The 21,275-nt window shown below is 35.8% G+C and carries 19 protein-coding genes; 17 read left to right on the top strand and 2 right to left on the bottom strand.

Annotated elements, in window-relative coordinates:
* From ASG38_RS01345 to ASG38_RS01300, 11 genes are all read left to right on the top strand, one after another.
* Positions 1–514: T9SS type A sorting domain-containing protein (locus ASG38_RS01345; protein ID WP_157485986.1), on the top strand; the 514-nt coding region annotated here is incomplete at its 5' end.
* A gap of 9 nt (positions 515–523) precedes the next feature.
* Positions 524–3,589: a hypothetical protein gene (locus ASG38_RS01340; RefSeq protein WP_157485972.1), complete on the top strand. Its 3,066-nt coding sequence runs from the start codon at positions 524–526 to the stop codon at positions 3,587–3,589.
* A gap of 28 nt (positions 3,590–3,617) precedes the next feature.
* Complete coding sequence (locus tag ASG38_RS01335) at positions 3,618–7,277, top strand: DUF6443 domain-containing protein (RefSeq protein WP_082482122.1); 3,660 nt, start codon at positions 3,618–3,620, stop codon at positions 7,275–7,277.
* Entirely contained in the window at positions 7,249–7,839 is a 591-nt protein-coding gene (locus tag ASG38_RS01330) for a leucine-rich repeat domain-containing protein (RefSeq protein ID WP_157485970.1), read from the top strand. The genes ASG38_RS01335 and ASG38_RS01330 overlap by 29 nt, the downstream gene beginning before the upstream one ends.
* A gap of 612 nt (positions 7,840–8,451) precedes the next feature.
* On the top strand, positions 8,452–8,697 hold the full coding sequence (locus ASG38_RS18180; RefSeq protein ID WP_369814289.1) for an IS1 family transposase: 246 nt from the start codon (positions 8,452–8,454) through the stop codon (positions 8,695–8,697).
* A 34-nt stretch (positions 8,698–8,731) separates the two neighbouring features.
* Positions 8,732–9,568 (top strand): RHS repeat-associated core domain-containing protein, encoded by an 837-nt coding sequence (locus ASG38_RS01325; protein ID WP_056066028.1) that lies wholly within the window; start codon positions 8,732–8,734, stop codon positions 9,566–9,568.
* Positions 9,569–9,574: 6 nt separating this feature from the next.
* The gene (locus ASG38_RS01320; RefSeq protein ID WP_056066026.1) at positions 9,575–10,030 is read left to right on the top strand and encodes a hypothetical protein; all 456 of its coding nucleotides are present in this window, start codon (positions 9,575–9,577) and stop codon (positions 10,028–10,030) included.
* A gap of 103 nt (positions 10,031–10,133) precedes the next feature.
* Positions 10,134–10,808, top strand: coding sequence for a M91 family zinc metallopeptidase (locus tag ASG38_RS18175; protein ID WP_056066023.1), 675 nt, complete (start codon positions 10,134–10,136; stop codon positions 10,806–10,808).
* Between the two features lie 7 nt (positions 10,809–10,815).
* Positions 10,816–11,301, top strand: coding sequence for a hypothetical protein (locus tag ASG38_RS01310; RefSeq protein WP_056066021.1), 486 nt, complete (start codon positions 10,816–10,818; stop codon positions 11,299–11,301).
* 476 nt (positions 11,302–11,777) lie between these two features.
* Positions 11,778–12,200 (top strand): contact-dependent growth inhibition system immunity protein, encoded by a 423-nt coding sequence (locus ASG38_RS01305; protein WP_056066018.1) that lies wholly within the window; start codon positions 11,778–11,780, stop codon positions 12,198–12,200.
* 182 nt (positions 12,201–12,382) lie between these two features.
* Positions 12,383–13,054 (top strand): hypothetical protein, encoded by a 672-nt coding sequence (locus tag ASG38_RS01300; protein WP_056066015.1) that lies wholly within the window; start codon positions 12,383–12,385, stop codon positions 13,052–13,054.
* 1,421 nt (positions 13,055–14,475) lie between these two features.
* On the opposite strand, the gene ASG38_RS01290 is transcribed toward ASG38_RS01300, so the two are convergent.
* Entirely contained in the window at positions 14,476–14,946 is a 471-nt protein-coding gene (locus tag ASG38_RS01290; protein ID WP_056066010.1) for an META domain-containing protein, read from the bottom strand.
* Between the two features lie 122 nt (positions 14,947–15,068).
* Positions 15,069–15,587, bottom strand: coding sequence for a hypothetical protein (locus ASG38_RS01285; RefSeq protein ID WP_056066006.1), 519 nt, complete (start codon positions 15,585–15,587; stop codon positions 15,069–15,071).
* 164 nt (positions 15,588–15,751) lie between these two features.
* Here ASG38_RS01285 and ASG38_RS01280 point away from each other — a divergent pair, with 164 nt between their 5' ends.
* The 6 genes from ASG38_RS01280 to ASG38_RS01255 form a co-directional block, all read left to right on the top strand.
* Positions 15,752–16,114 carry an AraC family transcriptional regulator gene (locus tag ASG38_RS01280; RefSeq protein WP_056065999.1) on the top strand — a complete coding sequence of 121 codons (363 nt, stop codon included), beginning with the start codon at positions 15,752–15,754 and terminating at the stop codon, positions 16,112–16,114.
* Positions 16,115–16,383: 269 nt separating this feature from the next.
* Positions 16,384–17,139, top strand: a complete 756-nt coding sequence (locus ASG38_RS01275; protein WP_056065996.1) for an SDR family oxidoreductase — start codon at positions 16,384–16,386, stop codon at positions 17,137–17,139.
* A gap of 232 nt (positions 17,140–17,371) precedes the next feature.
* A complete protein-coding gene (locus ASG38_RS01270; RefSeq protein WP_101472237.1) occupies positions 17,372–17,827 on the top strand; it encodes a hypothetical protein in 456 nt (151 codons plus the stop codon).
* 35 nt (positions 17,828–17,862) lie between these two features.
* Positions 17,863–19,596, top strand: a complete 1,734-nt coding sequence (locus ASG38_RS01265; RefSeq protein ID WP_056065991.1) for a tetratricopeptide repeat-containing sensor histidine kinase — start codon at positions 17,863–17,865, stop codon at positions 19,594–19,596.
* Positions 19,589–20,335 carry a LytTR family DNA-binding domain-containing protein gene (locus ASG38_RS01260; RefSeq protein WP_056065988.1) on the top strand — a complete coding sequence of 249 codons (747 nt, stop codon included), beginning with the start codon at positions 19,589–19,591 and terminating at the stop codon, positions 20,333–20,335. Before ASG38_RS01265 ends, ASG38_RS01260 begins: the two co-directional genes overlap by 8 nt.
* Before the next feature lie 355 nt (positions 20,336–20,690).
* Positions 20,691–21,275, top strand: a 585-nt coding sequence (locus tag ASG38_RS01255; RefSeq protein WP_162239634.1) for a hypothetical protein, incomplete at its 3' end; no start/stop codon positions are given.

Genomic DNA, 21,275 nt, shown 5'->3' with positions numbered 1-21,275 from the left:
GGCCTATGCCACAAAGAAAAAAGACCGCGAGGGAATCAACGACTATATCGCCATCAAGACCGATGACAAGGGAGAGGAACAGTGGACACAGACCGTAGGAAGCGGCGGCGAGGACATACTGCGCAAGGCCATAGAGACCCGCGACGGGGGCTACATCCTGGCAGGGACCTCCATGGGGTCGCCATCGCGCGACCGCTACTCCGGACAGGGAAGAAACGACTTCTGGGTTGTAAAACTGAAAGATAAGCGCAAGAAGGAAGAAAAGAAAAATCCTATCGAGGCCTACCCGAACCCAACATTACATTATACCAACGTACTGGTAGGCTACGATTTCCAGAAAGGGACGGCCACCGTCTACGACCTTTCCGGAAGGCAGTTACAGCACTTCGACATTACCGACCGAACCGTGCCCGTAGACCTCGGCGGAGTACCCGAGGGAATCTACATCATAGAGATACGGACCAACGTGCAGGAAGATGCCGTGAAGATCGTAAAAGCCATTAACAAACAATAAAAACACATCATGAAAAAAATAATTTTATCATTTGTCATGATTACTTCATTGGCATATGGACAAGGAACTCCGGGAAGAACTTTTTTTGATTCTCAGATAAAAACTCCGGGAGTAACTGATTTTGTAAAATACGGGAACTTGTCAAGCACTTCTTACACCGGTGAATTAAGGCTAACCATTCCTATAGTCAGCATACCTATACCTGGCCAAAACAATTTCAATATCTCCGCAGACCACATTGCTTCCGGATTCAGGCCTTCAAAAAGGAATGGTCTCATAGGGCAAAATTGGTTTTTAAATATGGGAGGAGCAATTACCCGAGAAATTAATGGGATGGCAGACGATCAAAAAGGATCTCCACAACAGAATGGAGGAACTGCACATTATACTAATGGCACCATTGTAGGAGTAGCTACCAAAACACACAATGCGGCGAATGTCTATAACGGAGTAGCCGGTACAAGCTATACATCTGCTTATATGGAACAATACCTGTATGCAAATTCTACATCGAATATGTCTGACCCACAAAATTATGAAAGCGATCCTGATATCTTTTCATTCAATTTCAATGGGATATCCGGGAAATTTTATATGGGAAATGATGGACAGGTTAAGACTATAACGAACGAGCCTGAAAAGCTGTCTGTAGATCTGTCACAATTCGCCTTTCAAGAAATTGTGAACCCTACGGGATGCCTCCCTAAAGTACCCTCAAGAATCATTATTACCGACAGCAAGGGAAATAAATATTATTTTGGTGGAGAGACTAAAAATCTAGAATATACCGTAAATGCGCCAATTACTCAAAATCCCAATGCCAGACCGGTAATAAATGCATGGTATCTTTATAAAATCGAATATTATACGGGTTATGTACTCAATTTTAATTATCGTGATGACAGTGCTCTTACTACTTCTTTTGCCGATGACGATTTTGTAAGGCATGGAGATTATTATCCTGCGTATAGTGGAAATCTCCCAAATAAAAGAGATTTTTTGGTATTAAGTGAATTTTATAGTGATGAAAGAAGTCTTTATGAGGTTAATGGCTCTTTTCCCGGAACAGGCCAAACAGGCGGATATTCTGCTGCTAGTTTACGAATGTCCTTGCAAAAAATCGCAATACTTGATAATATAGAAGGAGAAGATTTTAAAATTGTATTTAACTACTCACGACAAAATCATAAATTTAATACCCGTGACAATCCTAGCTTGCCTAGTTCCAATGGTAGTTTTTTCAATGATTTTATTGACATCAAGTTAGATGAGATCTCAGTTCGTAACAAAAGCAACGTTGTCGTTAAAAATTTTCTATTTGATTATGATTATTTTGGAGGAAGCCTGCACAGTCGAATGTTCTTAAAGTCAATCAAAGAGTCTGGAAAACCACCACATTTATTTGAATATTATCCTACGGGCACTCTGCCACAGCCCATCACATTCGGAATTGATCATTGGGGATTTTGGAACGGAAAAGCGGCTAACAGCAATCCAATGATTCCAAATGTTAATCTTCAGGCAAATGGTGATTTTTCATATCCCGGAGATTCAAATTCTACGAGTCGGAATCCATCATTTACTTATGCCCTAAAGGGTCAGATTAGCAAAATTACCTACCCTACAGGAGGTTACTCTACATTTGAATATGAAGAGCATAGTTATGGAAAAAGACTGGAATGTCGAAGCGTCAATGACTTTGTTCCGCAATTGTATGATGTAAATGATATTGCAGGAGGCGTTAGAATAAAAACAATCAGTGATTTTGACGGTATATCTTCACAAAACATAAACATCAAAAACTATACTTATGTATCAAGTGTAGGAACAGCCGGTTCCAGCGGAGTATTATTAAAATGGCCAAGATATGTTTCGACCTGGACTTCAGGCAATACAAGATTTAGTTATCTACGATCTAACCCGATTGGAAAAAACATAATGGAAACCCCACATATTACCTATTCAGAGGTTATAGAAACAACCCCTGGAAATGGTTCCACAAGAACCCGATTTACCGATTTTGTTTCTAATCCGGACATTAATAGTTCCCGTTTTATAAATGCGAATAGTTGGGCAAATGGCGCAACCCCTTCCGGGCTTGCCAAAAACTATGCAGGATATTACTTGAATGATGCAAGTATTGAAAGGGGAAAACCCTTATGGATAAAACAATATGACAATTCAAATAATTTAAAGCAGGAGATATCATTCGAATACAATCAATCGGCCAACAGGTTTAACGATTATACAGCGCGTATTCATACTACTGGTCCGTTTATTCAATTCAATAAAATTTACAGTTACCAGGATTATGTAAGCAAAAAGACAACCAAAACCTTCTTTCAACCCAATGCCAGCATCGACATTGTAGAACAAATGCAATATGATCCCGCACATAATCATTTAATTTCAACTACTTATACAGCAAGTGAGAGCGATATTGTTGAAAATCAATATACCTATCTTACAATACCTACAGAAAATTTGGTATTAAAATCCCGTCAAAAAACATTAAGAAATGGTGTAAAACTCTCTGAAGAAGAAATTCAATACGGCAATAGTTCGAATGCGGCAACAGGATTCAAATATCTGCCAATAAAAATCTTGTCATCAAAATTTCCAAATAGCAATCCAACCTCCGGCGGTCAAACGGTACTTGATCTGAAATTCAGTTTTGATAAATATGATGCCAAGTCTAATCCAGTACAAGTTTCTGAAAACAATGGAAAAAGCACCGTCTATTTATGGGGATATAACAAGACTAAAATTATCGCGAAAATTGAAAACGCCACATTTCCTCAAGTTGCTTCAGCATTGGGTATAAGCGAAACACAACTGTTAAGCTACGATGAAAGCCAATCGGTTAGCATAAATGCCTTGCGCCAGCATATCAATATGCAAAATTCAATGATCACTACCTATAGCTATGTTCCTCTTGTAGGTTTAGCAAGCATTAGGGATCCAAAAGGGACGGCCAGTACATTTATCTACGATAGAATTAACTACACACTTCGTTATGTACTCGATAATGACCGAAATATCATAAATGAATACATACACCATTATAAGAACTAGCCTGCTGGTAATCTAAAAAATCCGACAAATGAAAAATTTTTTATACTTTTTTTTATTACTGCCATTTTGCGCCTATGCACAAAGCGCAGACCAGAATTATATAATGAGTATTACCTATAAATTCCCATATGAATATACCAGGGATGTATTAATTAGCGGCCCCGATCCACAGCCATTTCCGCTATCTGATAAAATTGTCAATATAACATACTATGATGGACTGGGAAGACCTAGCCAACAAATTGGAAATGGACAATCTAACAACGGAAAAGACATAATCACTCATATTGAATATGACAGTTTCGGACGTCAGGCAAAGGAATATCTGCCTTACGAAGGCAGCAATTTTTCCGGGAATTACAATACCGGCGCCCTTACCGGGACATTAAATTTTTACAGCAACCCACCCAATCCAAATTCTGAAGCGACCAATAATCCTTTTAGCGAAAAATTATTTGAGCCTTCTCCATTAAACAGGGTTCTAAAACAGGGGGCTCCTGGCAATGCCTGGGCAGTATCGACATCTGCAAATCCGGACCATACCATAAAGTTTGAATATCAGGGTGTCAGCAGTGCAGATATAGTAAAGCTTTACAGGTCAACCGCCACATGGGATAATACTTCAGGCCTATACACCCCATCCCTGACAAGGAATGGAAATTATCAGGCTGGACAGCTTTATAAGGCAATTACCAAAGATGAAAACTGGACTTCCGGATTAAACCATACAATTGAAGAATTCAAAGACAAGGAAGGAAAAATAATCCTCAAGAGAACCTATAATTCAGGAGTGCCTCACGACACCTATTATGTTTATGACCAATACGGTAATCTTTCCTATGTGTTACCTCCCCTATCTGACGGCAGCGGTTCATTATCAGACCTCAATGAAGTCTGTTATCAATACCGATATGATAACCGCAACCGTCTTGTAGAAAAAAAACTTCCTGGCAAACAATGGGAGTTTATAGTGTACGACAATCTGGACAGGGTAATCGCTACCGGTCCGGCATTATCACCTTTCAGTGACTTTACAGGCTCTGGATGGCTCTTTACCAAATACGACACCTTTGGTCGTATCGTTTATACCGGATGGATGCCCGCTACAGTAACGAACAATGAAAGGGCTTCCCTTCAGGCTGCCCGGAATATGCAGACATCGAACCTGAGCGAAACCAAATCTGTTTCTGACAATATTGTAAGCAGTGTGGCTTTCCGCTACACCAACACTGCATGGCCCACATCAGGATATCACGTACTTACGGTAAATTATTATGACGATTACGATTATCCGGGAGCACCTACAAGTTTTCCTGATGTGGAAGGCCAGCCTGTATACTACAACCTTACCGTCAAACCAAAAGGGCTACCGACAGGAACCTGGAAACGTGTTCCTAACTTAGCGGCTTCAGTTATCAGCGAGTCCTCATATTCTCTTTATGATTCAAAAGACAGAGCCATTCGATTAAAGACGACAAATTATCTTGGTGGATATGCAATTACAGACAATAAGCTTGATTTTACAGGAAAGGTTGTCTATTCTATAGTAAGGCACTCCAGAGCCGGTGTTGGTGAACTTTATGTCAAGGATAGTTATACCTATTCTAATCAGGACCGTCTTCTCACGCATATACACCAGATTGGCGAGAATGGTGTTCCGCAGCTCCTTACAAAGAACGAATATGATGAACTGGGCAGACTTATCGTAAAACGAACCGGAGGAACAGATCTATCAGGAAATACCTCATTACAGAAGGTTGACTATGCATATAATATAAAAGGATGGCTTAAAGAAATCAACAAAGCCAACAACCTTATACAGCCTGGAAGCCCTGATGATCTCTTTGCTTTCAAAATCAACTATGAGACAGTAGAAAACACAATTGAAGGCGAGATAAAACCTTTGTACAACGGTAATATTTCAGAAACTTTTTGGAGATCTTCAAGCAATGACATCATTAGATCGTATGGTTATAAATATGATAATCTTAATCGGCTTAAGAGGGCTGTTTACCAGAAAAGTGGCATGACTTTTAATTCTTACGATGAGGAGATTTCCTATGACAGGAATGGAAACATAACCGATTTGGTTAGAAATGGAGCCTATGATGGAGATTTTATGGCGTTAGAGATCGATAGGTTAGTTTACACCTATCATCCCCAAAAGAAAAACCAATTAATGAAGGTACTGGATTATACTTTTAGTCCTCAAGGCTTTAAAGACGATAGTTTGGATGGAAATACTGATCCAGAAGACGATTATGATTATGATGCTCATGGAAATATGATTTTGGATCAAAATAAAGGTATAACTCAAATAATATACAACCACCTTAATCTTCCAACAAAAATTGTTTTTGGTTCAGAATCCAATAAAATTGAATATCTTTACGATGCTGCCGGAAAAAAAGTTCAAAAGTTGGTCACTGAGGCTGGAACACCCAAAAATTATAGCTATCTCCAAGGATTTCAGTACAAGGGCAAAGCGTTGTTATTTTTTCCAACAGCTGAAGGCTATGTAAATTACACTCCTGCAGTTTATGGTGGCAGTTTAGAAAACCAGACTGTAATAACGCCAGAAAGCTATAATTATGTCTTTAATTACACAGACCATCTGGGCAACATTCGACTTTCATATGGACTTGATCCGGCTACTAACGTACTAAAGATTATTGAAGAAAACCATTATTATCCATTTGGACTCAAACATACCAATTATAGCTCAGATTGGAATTCTTTCCAAAGGATTGACGAAAAGGTAAATTTAAGACCTGGAAGACCAATTGCACCGTTGGAGTATAAATATAAGTACAATGGGAAGGAGTTCCAGGACGAGCTGGGGCTTAACTTTTATGACTATGGCGCAAGGAATTATGACCCTGCGATTGGAAGGTGGATGAATATTGACCCGTTGGCAGAGCAATTATATAGTAATACGCCTTACAATTATGTTAGTAATAATCCGTTGAATTTTATTGACCCTGATGGACGTTCTGGAATTGGAACACTTGATGAGAAAAACAAAACGGTTACTATTAGCTCAACTATGTATTTTTACGGTGGTGGAGCGAGTAAGCAACAAGCTACTGATACAGCTGCGAATATTCAGAAGCTTTGGAATGCCGCAGGAGGAACGATTGATATTGATGGAATCACGTATGCAGTCCAATTTGCAATATCAGGGGAATATGTTAGTGAAAATGATGCGAAAGAAATGGCAAAAAATAATGGAGACAATGCGCAAAATAATTTTGTCCGTGTCGAAAATGGTTCAGCATGGGATGCTACCAGTCCACAACCTAAATCTTCTTTTTATGATACTCCAGGAAATTCGGGTTTTCTCCTGTCATATGAATTATCAAATGGTAGTACCGACGCTCATGAATTTGGTCATGGGCTGGGATGGTACGAAGCGGGAGAAGCCGATGGCGGCAGACATGATGCGACAATTGACAACGGAGTTCCTGGTATCATGTCGCCAAGAGGGACACCAGTTTCTGATCAATACGGTTACGGCGGACAACCAGCGGGACAAAAAACCATGAGTCCATATAGACGGGGCGTATTAGCTTCTGATATTATGAAACTTAATATTGATACAAAAACTCTGAAAGCTTCTGGAACGGTAAATGTTGGAACAGCAACAAATAACATATATAATGCAAATGGTACAGTTAAGACTCCTTAAGTTGATTTCAATATTGATTATTTTGCTATCTATTTTGTCTTGTGCAACTGCACAGAAAATAGATGATGAGACAAAAGGTAAAATTGAGGAATCGAAAAGAACTAATGAATTAAAGATTCAGAATAGAAATCGCTATAAGAAAATTCCCAGTGAAATTTTCGAGTTGTGTGACCTTCAAATTTTGTCTTTTTCGGGGTCGGAATGTGATGTTAAACCATGTACGAATATTTCAAACGTTCCTGCCAAAATTCGGAATCTAAAGAGTCTGCGGCAGCTCGCTTTAGTTATGAATGATTTAAAATCATTGCCCTTAGAAATAAACAGTTTAAAACTGGAAAGTCTTGATTTGTCAAACAATTTTGATATAGACATTTCCAATCTCGAAATACAATCGTTAAAGATTTTAAATTTAAATGATTGTAATCTGAATAGTTTGCCAAAGGGTATTTGGAACATGAAGAAATTAACTGTTTTGGGCATCGAAGGGAATGATAATATTCCAGAAGAGCAAATTACCCGCCTTAAGAAAGAAATACCAAATTGTGTTATCTACTGGAAGTAGTTATTTGATGATAAATTCCCTCGCAGTTTCGAGGGTAATGTATCAGATTAGGTATTTTCATAAAATAGACATCTAACTGCCTGATAAAGAATGTGAATTTAAAGTTTACAAATAAAAAAGAGACGACCAATTGGGTCGTTTCTTCTATTTTTAGAGTCATAAAAAGCTTAAAAATGATTCAATGCTAACTTAGTGTATCAAATTAGGCCATGGAAATAAAATGCAATTTTTTTAATGGCGACTGTATAAAAAACGGATTTCAATCTAATGGAAGCCAGCGTTATAAATGCTGTATTTGTAAAAAAAGAGAGAGCAGTCAAGGTATGAATATAAGAAATTTAGACAAGAAATAGTTTCGCTTACTAAAAAAGGCTTAGAAATAAGAAGCACTGCGAGAATACTACAAATTTCAACTACAACTTTATTGAAAAGAATTATCTCAATCACCAGAAACATTTCTCATCCAATTGTCAGCAAGGGCAAAACTTATGAAGTAGATGAGATGTGTACCTATGTCTGGCATAAGTGTAATTTTGTCTAGCTGGTCTATACTTTAGAAAAAGATTCCAAAAGTGTAGTCGGTTTTAATATCGGCAAGCAGACAAACAAAACATTAAGCCGTGTGATAGATGCTTTGAAACTTTCAGATGCAAAAAAATATTTACCGACAGGCTAAAAAACGATCGCTATTTACTTAACACAGAGCTACATTCAGTAAAACGTTTTGGGACAAACAACATTAAAAGAAAGAATCTTACTTTGCGAACGCATCTGAAAAGGCTAAACAGAAGAACAATCTGTTTCTCAAAAAGCTTTGTTATTTTGAATGCCGTCTTAAAGATTTATTTTTGGAGCTAAATGGAAATTTAATACATTTAGCAGTACAAGAATAATGGAGTTCCAGGACGAGTTGGGGCTGGACTTTTATGACTACGGGGCAAGGAATTATGACCCTGCGATTGGAAGATATTTTACTATAGATGCTTTTACAGAGAAGTTTGAAGATAGGACACCTTATCATTATGTTAGTAATGACCCCGTTAATCTTGTTGATATTGAAGGGCATTTTGAAATTCCGGTTAAAGACCAAAATAAATATAAAGTACTTACTAATTATTTAAAAAATAATATAAAAGAAATATTAGGAAATCAAACGATTATGAATTCTCTAATGAAATATGGAAACTTTACCGAAAAACAGATTAAAGACAAAATTGTAAATTTTGGAAAGGGCGGTATTAAACTTAATATTGTAGGTAGAGATGTTTTATCAATAGGGAATGGATATTATCCTGGAGGAAGAGATAATGAAATTTATATTTATGAGGGGTTAGCACAACAATTAGAAAATGCAACTGGCTATGAAAAAGAGCTAGCATTATTAGCTTTCTTAACTACCGTATTGCATGAATCAGTACATTATGGAAATGCAACTTATAACGACGGCCGTCGTAATAAATGGACTTTTTTAGATAAGTATGGATATGAAAATACTGAGTCAGAAGATGGCAGAGCTTTTGAAATCGAAGCATTCTGGAATAATAATTATTCTGACTATTACGATAATGCTGGTTCAAAATTAGGAAAAGAAGGGATGAAGTCTATGAACCAGATGGTGAATAATAAGAAAGCTTTAAACAAATTAGGAGAACTTCCGCAAAGCACACAGAATATTATCAAAAATCTTCTAGAAAAAAATCCAAATATTAAATTAACGATGCAAGAATAATTAAATATGAGATACTTAATAATTTTATTTTTAGTTTATACTACATTTTCATACTCACAGGAAAACGATAAATATATTAAAGTTTTAATAAATGATACTATCTTTTTAAACAAGCTTAGATATGCTGATTGTGATACAGTAAATATAATTGACAAAACTAATTCAATTGCAATTAAGACTGTTCAAAATTGTAATAACCAATTTTTTGAATTTAAGAAGGTTTTTTCCGAAGATGAAAATGACCCTTTCAAATATCACAAGGGCAAATATTCTAGAATTCTTAACGACCAAAGAACTAAATTAGTAAATTGTAGTAGTTTCTTTATAGAAAAGATATCAAAAAAAGGTAAAATAACTACAATAAAATACTATTGTCCACAAAAAGATTTATTAGGTGAAATCAAATTTAAATGTAATCGAAATAAGATCACTATAGTAAACAGACAAATGGGGAATTTATAAAAACTTGTAAATATAAATATAACGGGAAGGAATGGCAGGTCGAGCTGGGGCTTAACTTCACGACTACTGGGCGAGGAATTATGACCCTGCAATTGGAAGGTGGATGAATATTGACAACAAAGCAGAAAAATATAGTTTCATTTCTCCGTATGCTTATGTGGCAAATAATCCTGTCATGTTTATAGACCCAGATGGGAATGAAATTTTTATTCCAAATATTAAAGGCAAGAATCCTAATGGTGCTGAAAGCTCAAGACAACGAACTACCGTTCTAAATAACCTTCAAAAACTTACAAATTCAAAATTAGAATTAGTAAAAACAAAGGGAGGATATGTTGTTAAAGAAGTAAAAGGAGGTAAAGCAAATGAAGGTAAAACCTTAGGGGAAGGAAGTAGCCTAATAAGTGGTTTAATCGGTGCTAAAGAAAAAGTTTCAATTGTTATTGGTGATGAAAATAGAGCTGACAGGTCTAAAAATGGTAATACTGCTATAATATTTGATCCAAATAAAAATGGAGATACAATTGCAAATGCAGATGGAACTACTGGCAGACCTGCAGAAATTGGATTAGCCCATGAGCTTATTCATGCTGACGAAAATAGTAAAGCGAAAGGTGACTACGATAAAACTCCTGTAACTATTATTAATCCTGATGGTGAAAAACCTGGTGATAAAGTAGAAGTTCAAAAGGATGAACTTATTGTTAGAGAAAGAGAAAATAAAATAAGGGAAGAGCAAGGAATTATTCTCCGTGCCACTCCAATAATTGTAAACTAAATACAATATGAAAACAAAATTTATTTCAATAATTATTCTATTTTGCATCTTGTCTTGTTCTCAACAAAAGCAAGCATTTAGGACTGATAAAAAAGCAACAATTATTAATCAATCTGAATATATCAACTGGATTGCAGGGAAGGAATATAAACCTTTGACACCAACTCAATCGGAATTAGAACAAATTGATATTATTTTGCAGGATGCTTTAAGCAAAGGAGAATTTTATTTTTTAAAAGAGCAAACCTTAAAAGAATTAAAAAATAGATATAGGCAATATATCTGCTACATTAATGGAAATGGTGATAAGATTGTATACGTAAATTCATTCTGCAAAATACCAACTATTTATAACGATCATGGAAAAGCAAAACTTTTAGATTGGAAAAATGAAATGGTCGATACGGCAGATGGTGGTTCATGCTACTGGAATATGAAGATAAATCTCACTAAGAACACATATTATGAATTAATTATTAATGGTAACTCATAAGGTATTTACAAAGCCCCCCTTAACAGGCGACTTTGGTAATGTATCAGATTAGGTGTTTTTACAAAATAGTAACGTAACCTGTTGGCGGATCAAGGCCAGTTGCCACTTCCCGTTATGTGTACAACATCAAGGACCACCTGGACAATATCAGGCTGAGCTACGGCATGGACAAGGCTAAGGGAAAGATATACATCATGGAAGAGAACAATTACTATCCTTTCGGGATGAAGCATGAGAAGTACAATTCAGACAAGTACGAATATGTCGAATCAGCAAGGAGGACGGCGGTTATTTTATCGGCATCGAGCCTTTAGGACCTGATGCTTTACGAGGACTAGGTAATCAAATCAATAAATTAAATAGATTAATTAACAATGGAGGTCTATCTGACGAAACACTTGAAGCTGCAAAAAGCTTAAGAACCCAAATACAAAACAGAAAGGACCAAATACAAAATATTTTAAATAAAGCAAAAAATGAACTTGGAGGATAACTTAGAAATAATAGAAAAGAGTATAAATGAATTAGAAGGTAAAGGAATCTCGAAAAAACCAGAATTTGATTCGTTTACTGTTCTAAAGACCTTTGAACTTACAAATAAAAAAATAAAACTATTAAAACCTGAAGATTTAAGACTATTGATTGGGCAAAATATAGGATTAAAATATCTAGTACCTATCGCTATTGAAATTTTAAAAGAAAATCCATTAATCGAAACTGATTATTTTGAAGGAGATTTGTTAATAAAAGTATTAAATATTCAAGAGAGTTTTTGGGATACTTATCCTGGTTTGAAGTCACAAATACTTCAATTATTCAAAAATAATTTAATTGATTACAATTCTCTTGATGAAGACACTAAGAGTGAAATTTATTCGCTTTATGAAAAATTAGAATAGTGCCCTTCCTTTTTTATTTGCATTTGGTATTATTAAATTAAGACGTAAACTAAATTTTAAAGATTCAATATTGAAAATGACTTTTACTGTTTACTGTACCCAATATTTTCTATAAAAAACATTTTAAATGAATTCAATAATCGAGTTATTAAAACTAGTAAAAAAGAGACCCGCTAGAAAACATGAACAAATCAATTATTATAATTTTACTATTCTCTCAACTTGTTAGTTGCCAGAATAGAACGGTAAAAGAAACACCAAAGGAATTTATTTCTAAAACTCAAGCACCAAAAAGTCTTCTTTCTAAAGACAGTATCAATTTGGTACATTTAATCAAAGAAGAAATTAAATTGCATAAAGGGGGGTATCATGCTGAATCCTATGATGATGATGCTGTGATAATTATTGATACGATTATGTATAGTCCTGATTTTAATAGATTAGTTTTTTTCATTATCGATAAAGTAGAGAATAAAAAACTATATCCAAAAGATTGGGATAAGGAAAAAGTCAAACCCATTGAGAAGTATGGAAATCTTCCATATGAGGGCTATCATTACAACGCAAAGGCATATATTGCCCTCAGAGCAAATGGAACTTTACAAATCAATAATTTTTTCAGATTGAATATTAATGACTACACAAATCTTGGTGAGATAAAAAACAGGCAAAAACAAGTTTTTTTTCAAGAGTTTTCTGCTGTAAATGAAAAAGGATTTGAATATAATCCAGATGATATCCGGTTTTGGAATAATCCAAACGTTTGGGATAAAATAAAGCAGGATGAAGCAAAATGGAAGAGCTTTAATGATGAAAAGTTAAAAAATCCAAAAAATGTTTATGAACCAAAATAATGGTTTTACTAAGAAGTCAACCACTCTAAATAAGGTGGTTTTCTTTTTGCTTAAAATTAGTTCGAATACCGTTTCCAAACAAATAATAAACAACCAAAAGAGGTTTTAAAATTGGAAAGAAATTTTATTATTTTGATGAGGATCTAAATCTTTTAGGAGAAGGTGAAATCCTGGAAATATATGATAGTATTTCAGACTAGATAATATATCTAATTTTGAGGAAAGGCCAGTATTCGCTAGGATAGAACTGCTAGAGTGACTGCAAGAAAGAAAAACTTACCAGTATAAGCACAACGGAAGGAATGGCAGGATGAGTTGGGATTGAATTTTTACGATTATGGCGCTAGGAATTATGATCTTGCTATTGGAAGATGGATGAATATTGACCCTTTTTCAGATTCATATGAGATTAATGTAGCTGACAATCCTTTTAATTGGTTTAAAAATAGTGCAGGACACAGCTATCATCAAGACTATCGACCGCAAAAACAAATGTTAGAAATAATTACTAATGCGTTTAATCAACTTAATGGACAATGATAAAAAATAAATTTCTTTACTTTAACATCCTTCTATCAATAGTAATATTTGGCATTATTTTGTATTTTAATTTAGGTAAATCAGGTGGTGATATGGCTATCGTTTTGTTAAATTTTTTATTTGGTATAGCTCAAATTATATTCGTTCTGATTTATGGATATATAAGAAAGAGTATTAATAAAAGAGCATTGTTGGTAATAATTTTATGTCAAACTATTGAGTTTTTTATATTTATTAATTTCGGGAACGATATAAATAGATATTATAAGATTAATCACATAAATTATGAAGTCGTTGAATAAAGATTGACTAAACATTTCCAACGGCATTCGCTACACAGAATGGATGGGCACATATAACAGTGCCCATACTTTTTATTTCCATGTAGTATTAATGACTTTTACTATCTCGTATATACTATAAAAACAATTTAAAATGAATTCAATAATAGATTTATTAAAACTAGTAAAAGAGAGACCTGTCATGTATACATGTATATTAGTAGGAATTCGATATCGTGCCTAAAAAGCTTTCTTAGACGGTTGGTATTTAAGAGATACCGATGGAGTAACTGATGTACTGATGTCCATATCATGGGAGAGTTTCAAGATTATACTGAAAAAAAGTATAACGAGAATCCTGTTAGGTCTTGGTGCGATATTTTATTATATAATTCTGGGGATGAAGGCAAAGCTTTGGAATTATTTTTTGAAGAATTTTTTGGATTCATCGATGATTGTGTTTCAGATTAGATGTTTTTCATGAAACTTAAAAAGGCAACCAGAGTGGTTGCCTTTGTTGTCTCTATTATTGTATATGTAAATAGACATTTTTTAAATAAAGATTATTCGGAAACTAAATCTGAATACAATCATCTTCTCTTATTTCCCCGTTACTAATTTCGCCACAACTTCTTTCTTTTCGTTATCAAGCATAAGGCTATTATTTTCGATACGATAGCTTTTTACTTGTTTGAATACTTTAAAGAATTCGCCTTCAATACCAAGATTTGGACAGGCCATCATGGTTGCTCCGCCTTCAGACAATTCAATACCGTCTGCATCTTTTAGTTTATAGCTGCCTGAAAAATTGTTACAGCCTCCATTTCCTGTTAGCTTGCCGGTTCCTTTTTGAAAAACCATAAGCGGTTCTTTTTTGAAAGTAGTATCTAACTTAATCGCTTTTCCGTTTAATTCCTGCAGCTTCCATTCTTTATCGAACAAATCTATGGTTGCAGCAGCAGCCGGTTGAACTTCTTCTGTAGTAACACTTTCTTCCGTTTTGTTTTCTTCTTTTTTATTACAGGCAAATGCTGCAAAGGCCAATGCAATAATTAAAATGTTTTTTTTCATACTCTTTTGGTTTTAAGTTTATTAATTGGGTTTATTATTTAGGTTGTAAATTGTCCTGTATCTTCCATTTACTCTGCAAAAGTTACGGTCAATTTTTTATAAAAATATCTATAACAGATGTTTTACTTTTTCAGAGCCTTTAAAGCATCATTATATATTTTCTGTATGCTTTTTTTCTCTTCTTTTTTGATAATGCCTTCTATCGCCGGCAATAAATCCTTATTGTATTCTGTCCTTAATTTCAGAATTTCGCCCAATGCAAATGCTGAACTCCAACGGACTACCGTTCCTTCATGCGCTGTGTTGATAAGCAAATGGGCAATTGGGGTTTTTAATCTTGTATTAAACAGATGGGCAATATTGCCTATTACTTTGGCACTCTCCCATTTTATTCTTGGCACCTTGGAAGTAAGTGTATCGGTTACAAAATTTAATACATTCTCATTCGCAATTTCCGGATGCTCTTTCGTAGCATATTCCAGGGCTTCAATACAGGTTGCCATTGCAGAGTCCTTTTGGTTTTCTGCAAAAGCAATAAGCTCGTCAACAGGCAGTGATTTTTCCAAAATCCACTTGCTTATTATTTCTGTTTTTTCTTTAGACTTTATCGCCTTGTCTTTTAAAAGCTCTTCTATTGTCATCGTGATTTGTATAATTATTTTACTTAAACCGAGCTCCAGATAATAACAAATTTATTAAAAACTTAGACATGTAACTGTTTTACAACTAACCTAAATAATAAAATAATTATTTTTAACAACCAAAAAACATTTTATAACTTGCATGAAGGCTAACAGTTCCAATCATGACCAAACAAGACACTCAAAAACGAAGTGAAGAAATTACCCAAAACTATTTTCAGTTTCTGGACAGGCATATAGCCGACGTGGTTACCGGAAAAGTGACCGACTTTATGGAAATTAACCAGATAGCCAGCGAATTATTTATTTCTCACAAGCACCTGACGGATACTATCCAACAGGAAACAGGACATCATCCCTGTCATTTTTATGACCTGAAGATTATCGACCAGGCAAAAAAAATGTTGGAAGAAACAAACCTACCCGTTGCAGAGATTGCAAAAATACTGACCTACGACCCTTCTAATTTTTCCAAGTTTTTTAAAAAATTTACGGGACAGGCTCCCGGAACATTCCGGAAAAGATAAGCCAATTCATGGAAACTTTGCGGCTCTGCGTGAAATTAGTTGCTCGCAAAGTCGCAGAGCCGCAAAGGGAAATTATTGAAATTAAGCCCGTTGTTTTCATTGATTGTTTTTAATCTGTGCAATCATTTTAATCTGTGGCTAAAAATCATGACCGGAGCGAGTACTCAAAATTACTTTTCTATAAACTTCCGAAAAGTTCACCATAATTAAAAAACGGACTCTTCTCATCTTTGCCTTATCAATTTGTAACTCATTAAACAACAAATACAATGGCAAGAAACGATTTAAAAGGAAAAGTGGTTTTGATTGCAGGTGGTGCAAAAAACCTGGGAGGTTTATTAAGCCGGGATTTTGCGGCTAAAGGTTCGAAAGTGGCAATTCATTACAACAGCAGCAGTACAAAAGCTGATGCGGAAAAAACATTAGCTGAAATCCAAAATGCCGGAGGAACGGCTTTTCTGTTTCAGGCAGACCTAACAAAAGTAGATAACATTAAAAAACTCTTTGAAGAAACGAAAGCAAAATTTGGAGGTATAGACATTGCTATCAATACCGTGGGAATGGTTCTGAAAAAGCCTTTTTTGGATACAACAGAAGCAGAATACGACACCATGTTCGACATCAATTCTAAAGTAGCTTATTTCTTTATACAGGAGGCCGGAAAAAAGGTAAACGACAATGGCAAAATCTGCACAATAGTAACTTCGCTTTTGGCAGCCTACACCGGATTGTATTCCACCTATGCCGGAGCAAAAGCACCGGTTGAACATTTTACCCGAATGGCTTCCAAAGAATTTGGTTCAAGAGGAATTTCGGTAACCGGAGTAGCTCCCGGCCCAATGGATACACCTTTTTTCTACGGACAGGAGAGCGAGGATGCAGTGGCCTACCATAAATCGGCTTCTGCTTTGGGTGGCCTGACCAATATTAAAGACATAGCTCCTTTGGTTGAGTTTCTGGTAACTGACGGATGGTGGATTACCGGACAGACCATCTTCGCAAATGGCGGATATACGACCCGATAATTTTTTATCAAAACGGCTGATATTTTCAGCAAATTTAATTTATCACTCTGGCATACCCCATCTCAAAAAGATTTTGGTATCGCCGGAGTTTTTTTTAGTAATAGAAGGGTTATACAATTCCGGAATCAAATATTTCTTACTAAAAAGGAATTTATTAAAGAAAAAAATTACCTTTAACCTTCCAAAAATACCCCAAGCCCTGCCAAATCTTCAACAATTAAAACTTAATAGTATGAATGCTTCAATTTCATCAGGCAAGCTGACGCCTATAAGCGCACAGCAAATTTCTCAAATCAATTTTGAAACCCTTAATGTAATAGGCGTAATCGACCCTTCGGAACTTTTAACCCCTATGGTTTCTGCAGAAATCGATTTGACCGACAAGGGCCCGGTCTTAAATGTAAGAATGGTTATCCTTATTCCGAAAACACTTTTGGGGAAAGCTCCGGTTGAACTCTTCCTTGACCTGGATAATGCTGCCCAAAATGAATTAAGGTTAGTGTTAAACTACGAAAGTGCAGAAAAGACTCCTAAAGATTATCTGGCCTGGTTTGTCAGCTATGCCCATGATATAAAAGATGGAGAGCAGGAAATCAAAAGTATCAGAACTTTTACGCAGAACACCCATTTTGAAGATGCCAACCCAAAAACTTCAAGAGGAACAGTAACCCACGTATTGCAAAGCTAGGAACGAAATTATTGCCACTGCACCACCCAGTAATGATGTCCCGAATTAAATTGGCGCTTATTCTCCTATTCCTTTTTCCGGCTTATTTTCTTTTTTCACAGGAGCAGAACAACAGTCTCCTGAATTCAGAAATCAGAAAAAAAGCCCTCGAAAACAGGGACAAGACTGATTTTTATAAAGCGCAGGCTTTCTTTTTAGAAAAAAACTGGGACTCTACACTGGTGTATTCTATGAAACAGCTGGCACATAACGGCAATCCGGAAATAGCCGATTATTGCCATTATTTCAGGGCATTCAGTTTCAAGAACAAAAGATTGCTCCAGGAAGCCAGAAAGGAATTTCTACAGATTTCTAAAAGATTCCGTTTTTATTATAAAGTCAGGCTCTATCTGGGCGAAATTGCCCTCGAAGAAAATAATTACGAACAGGCTATCCGTTATTTTAAAGAAATCGAAAATCTTCCGGAAACCGGTAATTATGATTTTAAAAGAGGTGTGGTCTATCACAATGTCGGGCTATGCTATCTGCATCTAAAAAAATATGAGCAGGCTGATGCCTATCTTTCTAAAGGCTCGGAAGTCATGCAGGCAGAAAAAGATACCCTCTCTCTGATAGGTTCATATATGAATATTGCAAATCTTTACTACGAGCAATACAAAGACAATCTGGCTATTCCCTATTTTGAAAAGGCCTATTCCCTATCTAAAAAAATTAAAAATGCAGAATTAAAGCAGAATGCCGCACTGAATATGGCGGTTGTTGCAGAAAACAATAAAAATTTTCCTCTTGCCCTAACCTACAGAAAAGAATACGAAAGCTGGAGAGATTCTTTAAATGACCAGAATAAAGTTTGGGCAATTGCTGAATTGGAAAAGAAATTTACCGTCAGGCAGAAAGAAAAGGAAATTGACATCCTGGAGGCTGAAAACAAGCTGAAAATAGCAGAAAGAAACGGTTTTTTCTATTCTTCTGTGCTATTGCTGGTTTTGTTTGGAACAGGTATTTATTTCTACAGGCAGAAAATAAAAAGCAACCGTATCATCCTTTCACAAAAAAACAAGCTGGATGAACTGAATGCTGCCAAAGACCAGCTTTTTTCAATCGTCAGCCATGACCTTCGCTCTTCTGTCAATGCATTAAAAACAAGTAATTTTAAGTTAGCAGAAAGCCTGGAAAGTAAAAATTTTGAAGCATTAGACAAACAGCTTCAAAGTAACAGTTCTATTGCCCACAGTTCCTATAATCTGCTTGACAATCTATTGCATTGGGCACTGCTCCAAACAAAACAGCTTTATTTCCACAAAGAATCAGTACACCTCTTTTCTGTCGTACAGCAAATGGAATTCAATTACAAGCCGCTGATGCAGGAAAAAAATATCCATTTTGAAAATTTGGTTCCCAAAGCATTATTCGCCTGTGCCGATTTAAGTTCCTTAAAAATAATACTGCGAAACCTGATGGACAATGCCATCAAATTCTCCGGGGAAAATGGCCGGATAACAATTCATGGCAGCGCTTCGGAAGATTTTTGTACCTTGACCGTTGAAGATTCCGGACAGGGAATGAGTCGGGAAACAATCCGACAGCTTCTGGAAGAATCAGCATTGGTGTCAAAAAAAGAAAATCCTGAAAAAAACGGAACCGGATTAGGCATGCAATTATGCTTGTCAATGGCACAGAAAAATGATGGGAAGCTACTTATTGAAAGTGAAGAAAATAAAGGTACAAAGATTAGTATTCAACTGTTAAAAGCAAAGAAAAATGAGTAAGGTAAGCGTTTTAATTATTGAAGATACTCCGGCAGAAAGTGAGGCACTTGTCAAAGTACTCACGCAAAACAATTATGCTATTGCGGGCGTGGCTACAACCTTCAGTGATGCCTTGGCTTTATTTTATAAAAATACGGTCGATATTGTAATTATTGACGTTTTCCTGAACGGTTCACCGGAAGGCATTACATTTGCAGAAACTATTAATATTACTCCTGATATTGCCCGTCCGTTTGTGTTTCTTACAAGCTCCAACGACCGCCAGATTTTCGAAAGGGCCAAACTCACAAAACCTTTCAGCTTTCTGCTAAAACCATTTAACGAATTGGAAATACTGTATGCTGTGGAAATGGCTGTTGAAAAATTTTATGAGCAGTCCAATGTCTTTCTAAGCGACGACCAGGACACTGTTCTCAGCACCGACTCCCTATTCATCAAGAAAAAAAACGCTTTAAAAAAGGTGTTGATTGATGATATCGTTTACATTGAAGTCGAAGAACGCTACTGCAATATTATTACGGAACATGAAAAATTCGTAATCATGATTTCCCTGACCAAAATCAGTGAACTTTTGGAAAAGAACAAGTTTGTCAAAACCCATAGAAATTATATCGTGAATGCTAATAAGATAGAAGAAATAGTATTGCATGATAATCTGGTCATCTTAAAAGGAAATCATAAAGTAACCCTAAGCGAAAAACATAAAGATTTTATCAAAAAACTGAACATCCTGCGATAAGGTATTTTCTGCTTTTATTGTCATAGCTCTTCCCTCATCCGGAAGGGCTTTTTTTATTCCTTATTATTTTCATACGCTGTTTTTTTATGGTTCATGTCAATAATTTCCCTACTCATATCATTTGTTTACTACAGCCTTGGAATGCCCTGTAATTTTAGTTCAGAATACAAAAGAAAGCTAGCGTCGATTGTTTCTGGGCTTATTTGAAAATCCCCCTTCCTAAATAACCTGCATGTGTTTACATGCCTATATCTAAACTGAATTAGGAATTTATTTTGAATAAGCCATTTATTAAAAACAGGGAAGCAAGCCGAAAAACCCTATAAAAGAGTAGGCAAACTGATACATAAATAACATGGCAAAAATAGCAAACGTAGAAAAAGTAGAAGAAGGCGCCGTTTATAGCGGATACGACCATCTTGCTGCTATGGAGTGGTGTACACCCTCTTTTATAAGTTGTAGCGCGTGTGTAAGCGCGAGTGCAGTCAACGGATTAGTAACTATTACCATTAATTTGAGAACTCCTTTCGGCAATGTTGGTAAAAGTTTCAACTTCAATTCCAATGTAAGCTATACCTGGCAGCCTTTCTCAAGATTTAAAATTTCTGTAAGCATCACTAACTTTAACGAAGCTGGTGGTGTTTTTAGTTTTGACCTGGGCCTGGAACCTTGTGTTGATGTTCCTTTCATAGGATGGAAATATTTTAATTTCAGCCACCACTTTAGTGTGCCATTGAAGCTGAATGGTATTGAAAGTGATATGGATGACAATCAATTTGCAAGCATCCTGGCATTACATTCCGGAAATGCTTTCAACGCTTCCTGTGGTTGTGACGCTAAAGGTTCTTCTTTATTGCAAGGTGACATTTACAACAACTACCTGAACAGCCAGGCTGGTTTCCCAACGATTCCGGTAACACAGTGTTTTCCAATCCCTACT

This window comes from Flavobacterium sp. Leaf359 (assembly GCF_001423985.1).
In the GTDB taxonomy this organism is placed as follows: Bacteria; Bacteroidota; Bacteroidia; order Flavobacteriales; family Flavobacteriaceae; genus Flavobacterium; species Flavobacterium lindanitolerans.
This window is presented reverse-complemented; position numbering and strand designations above follow the sequence as displayed.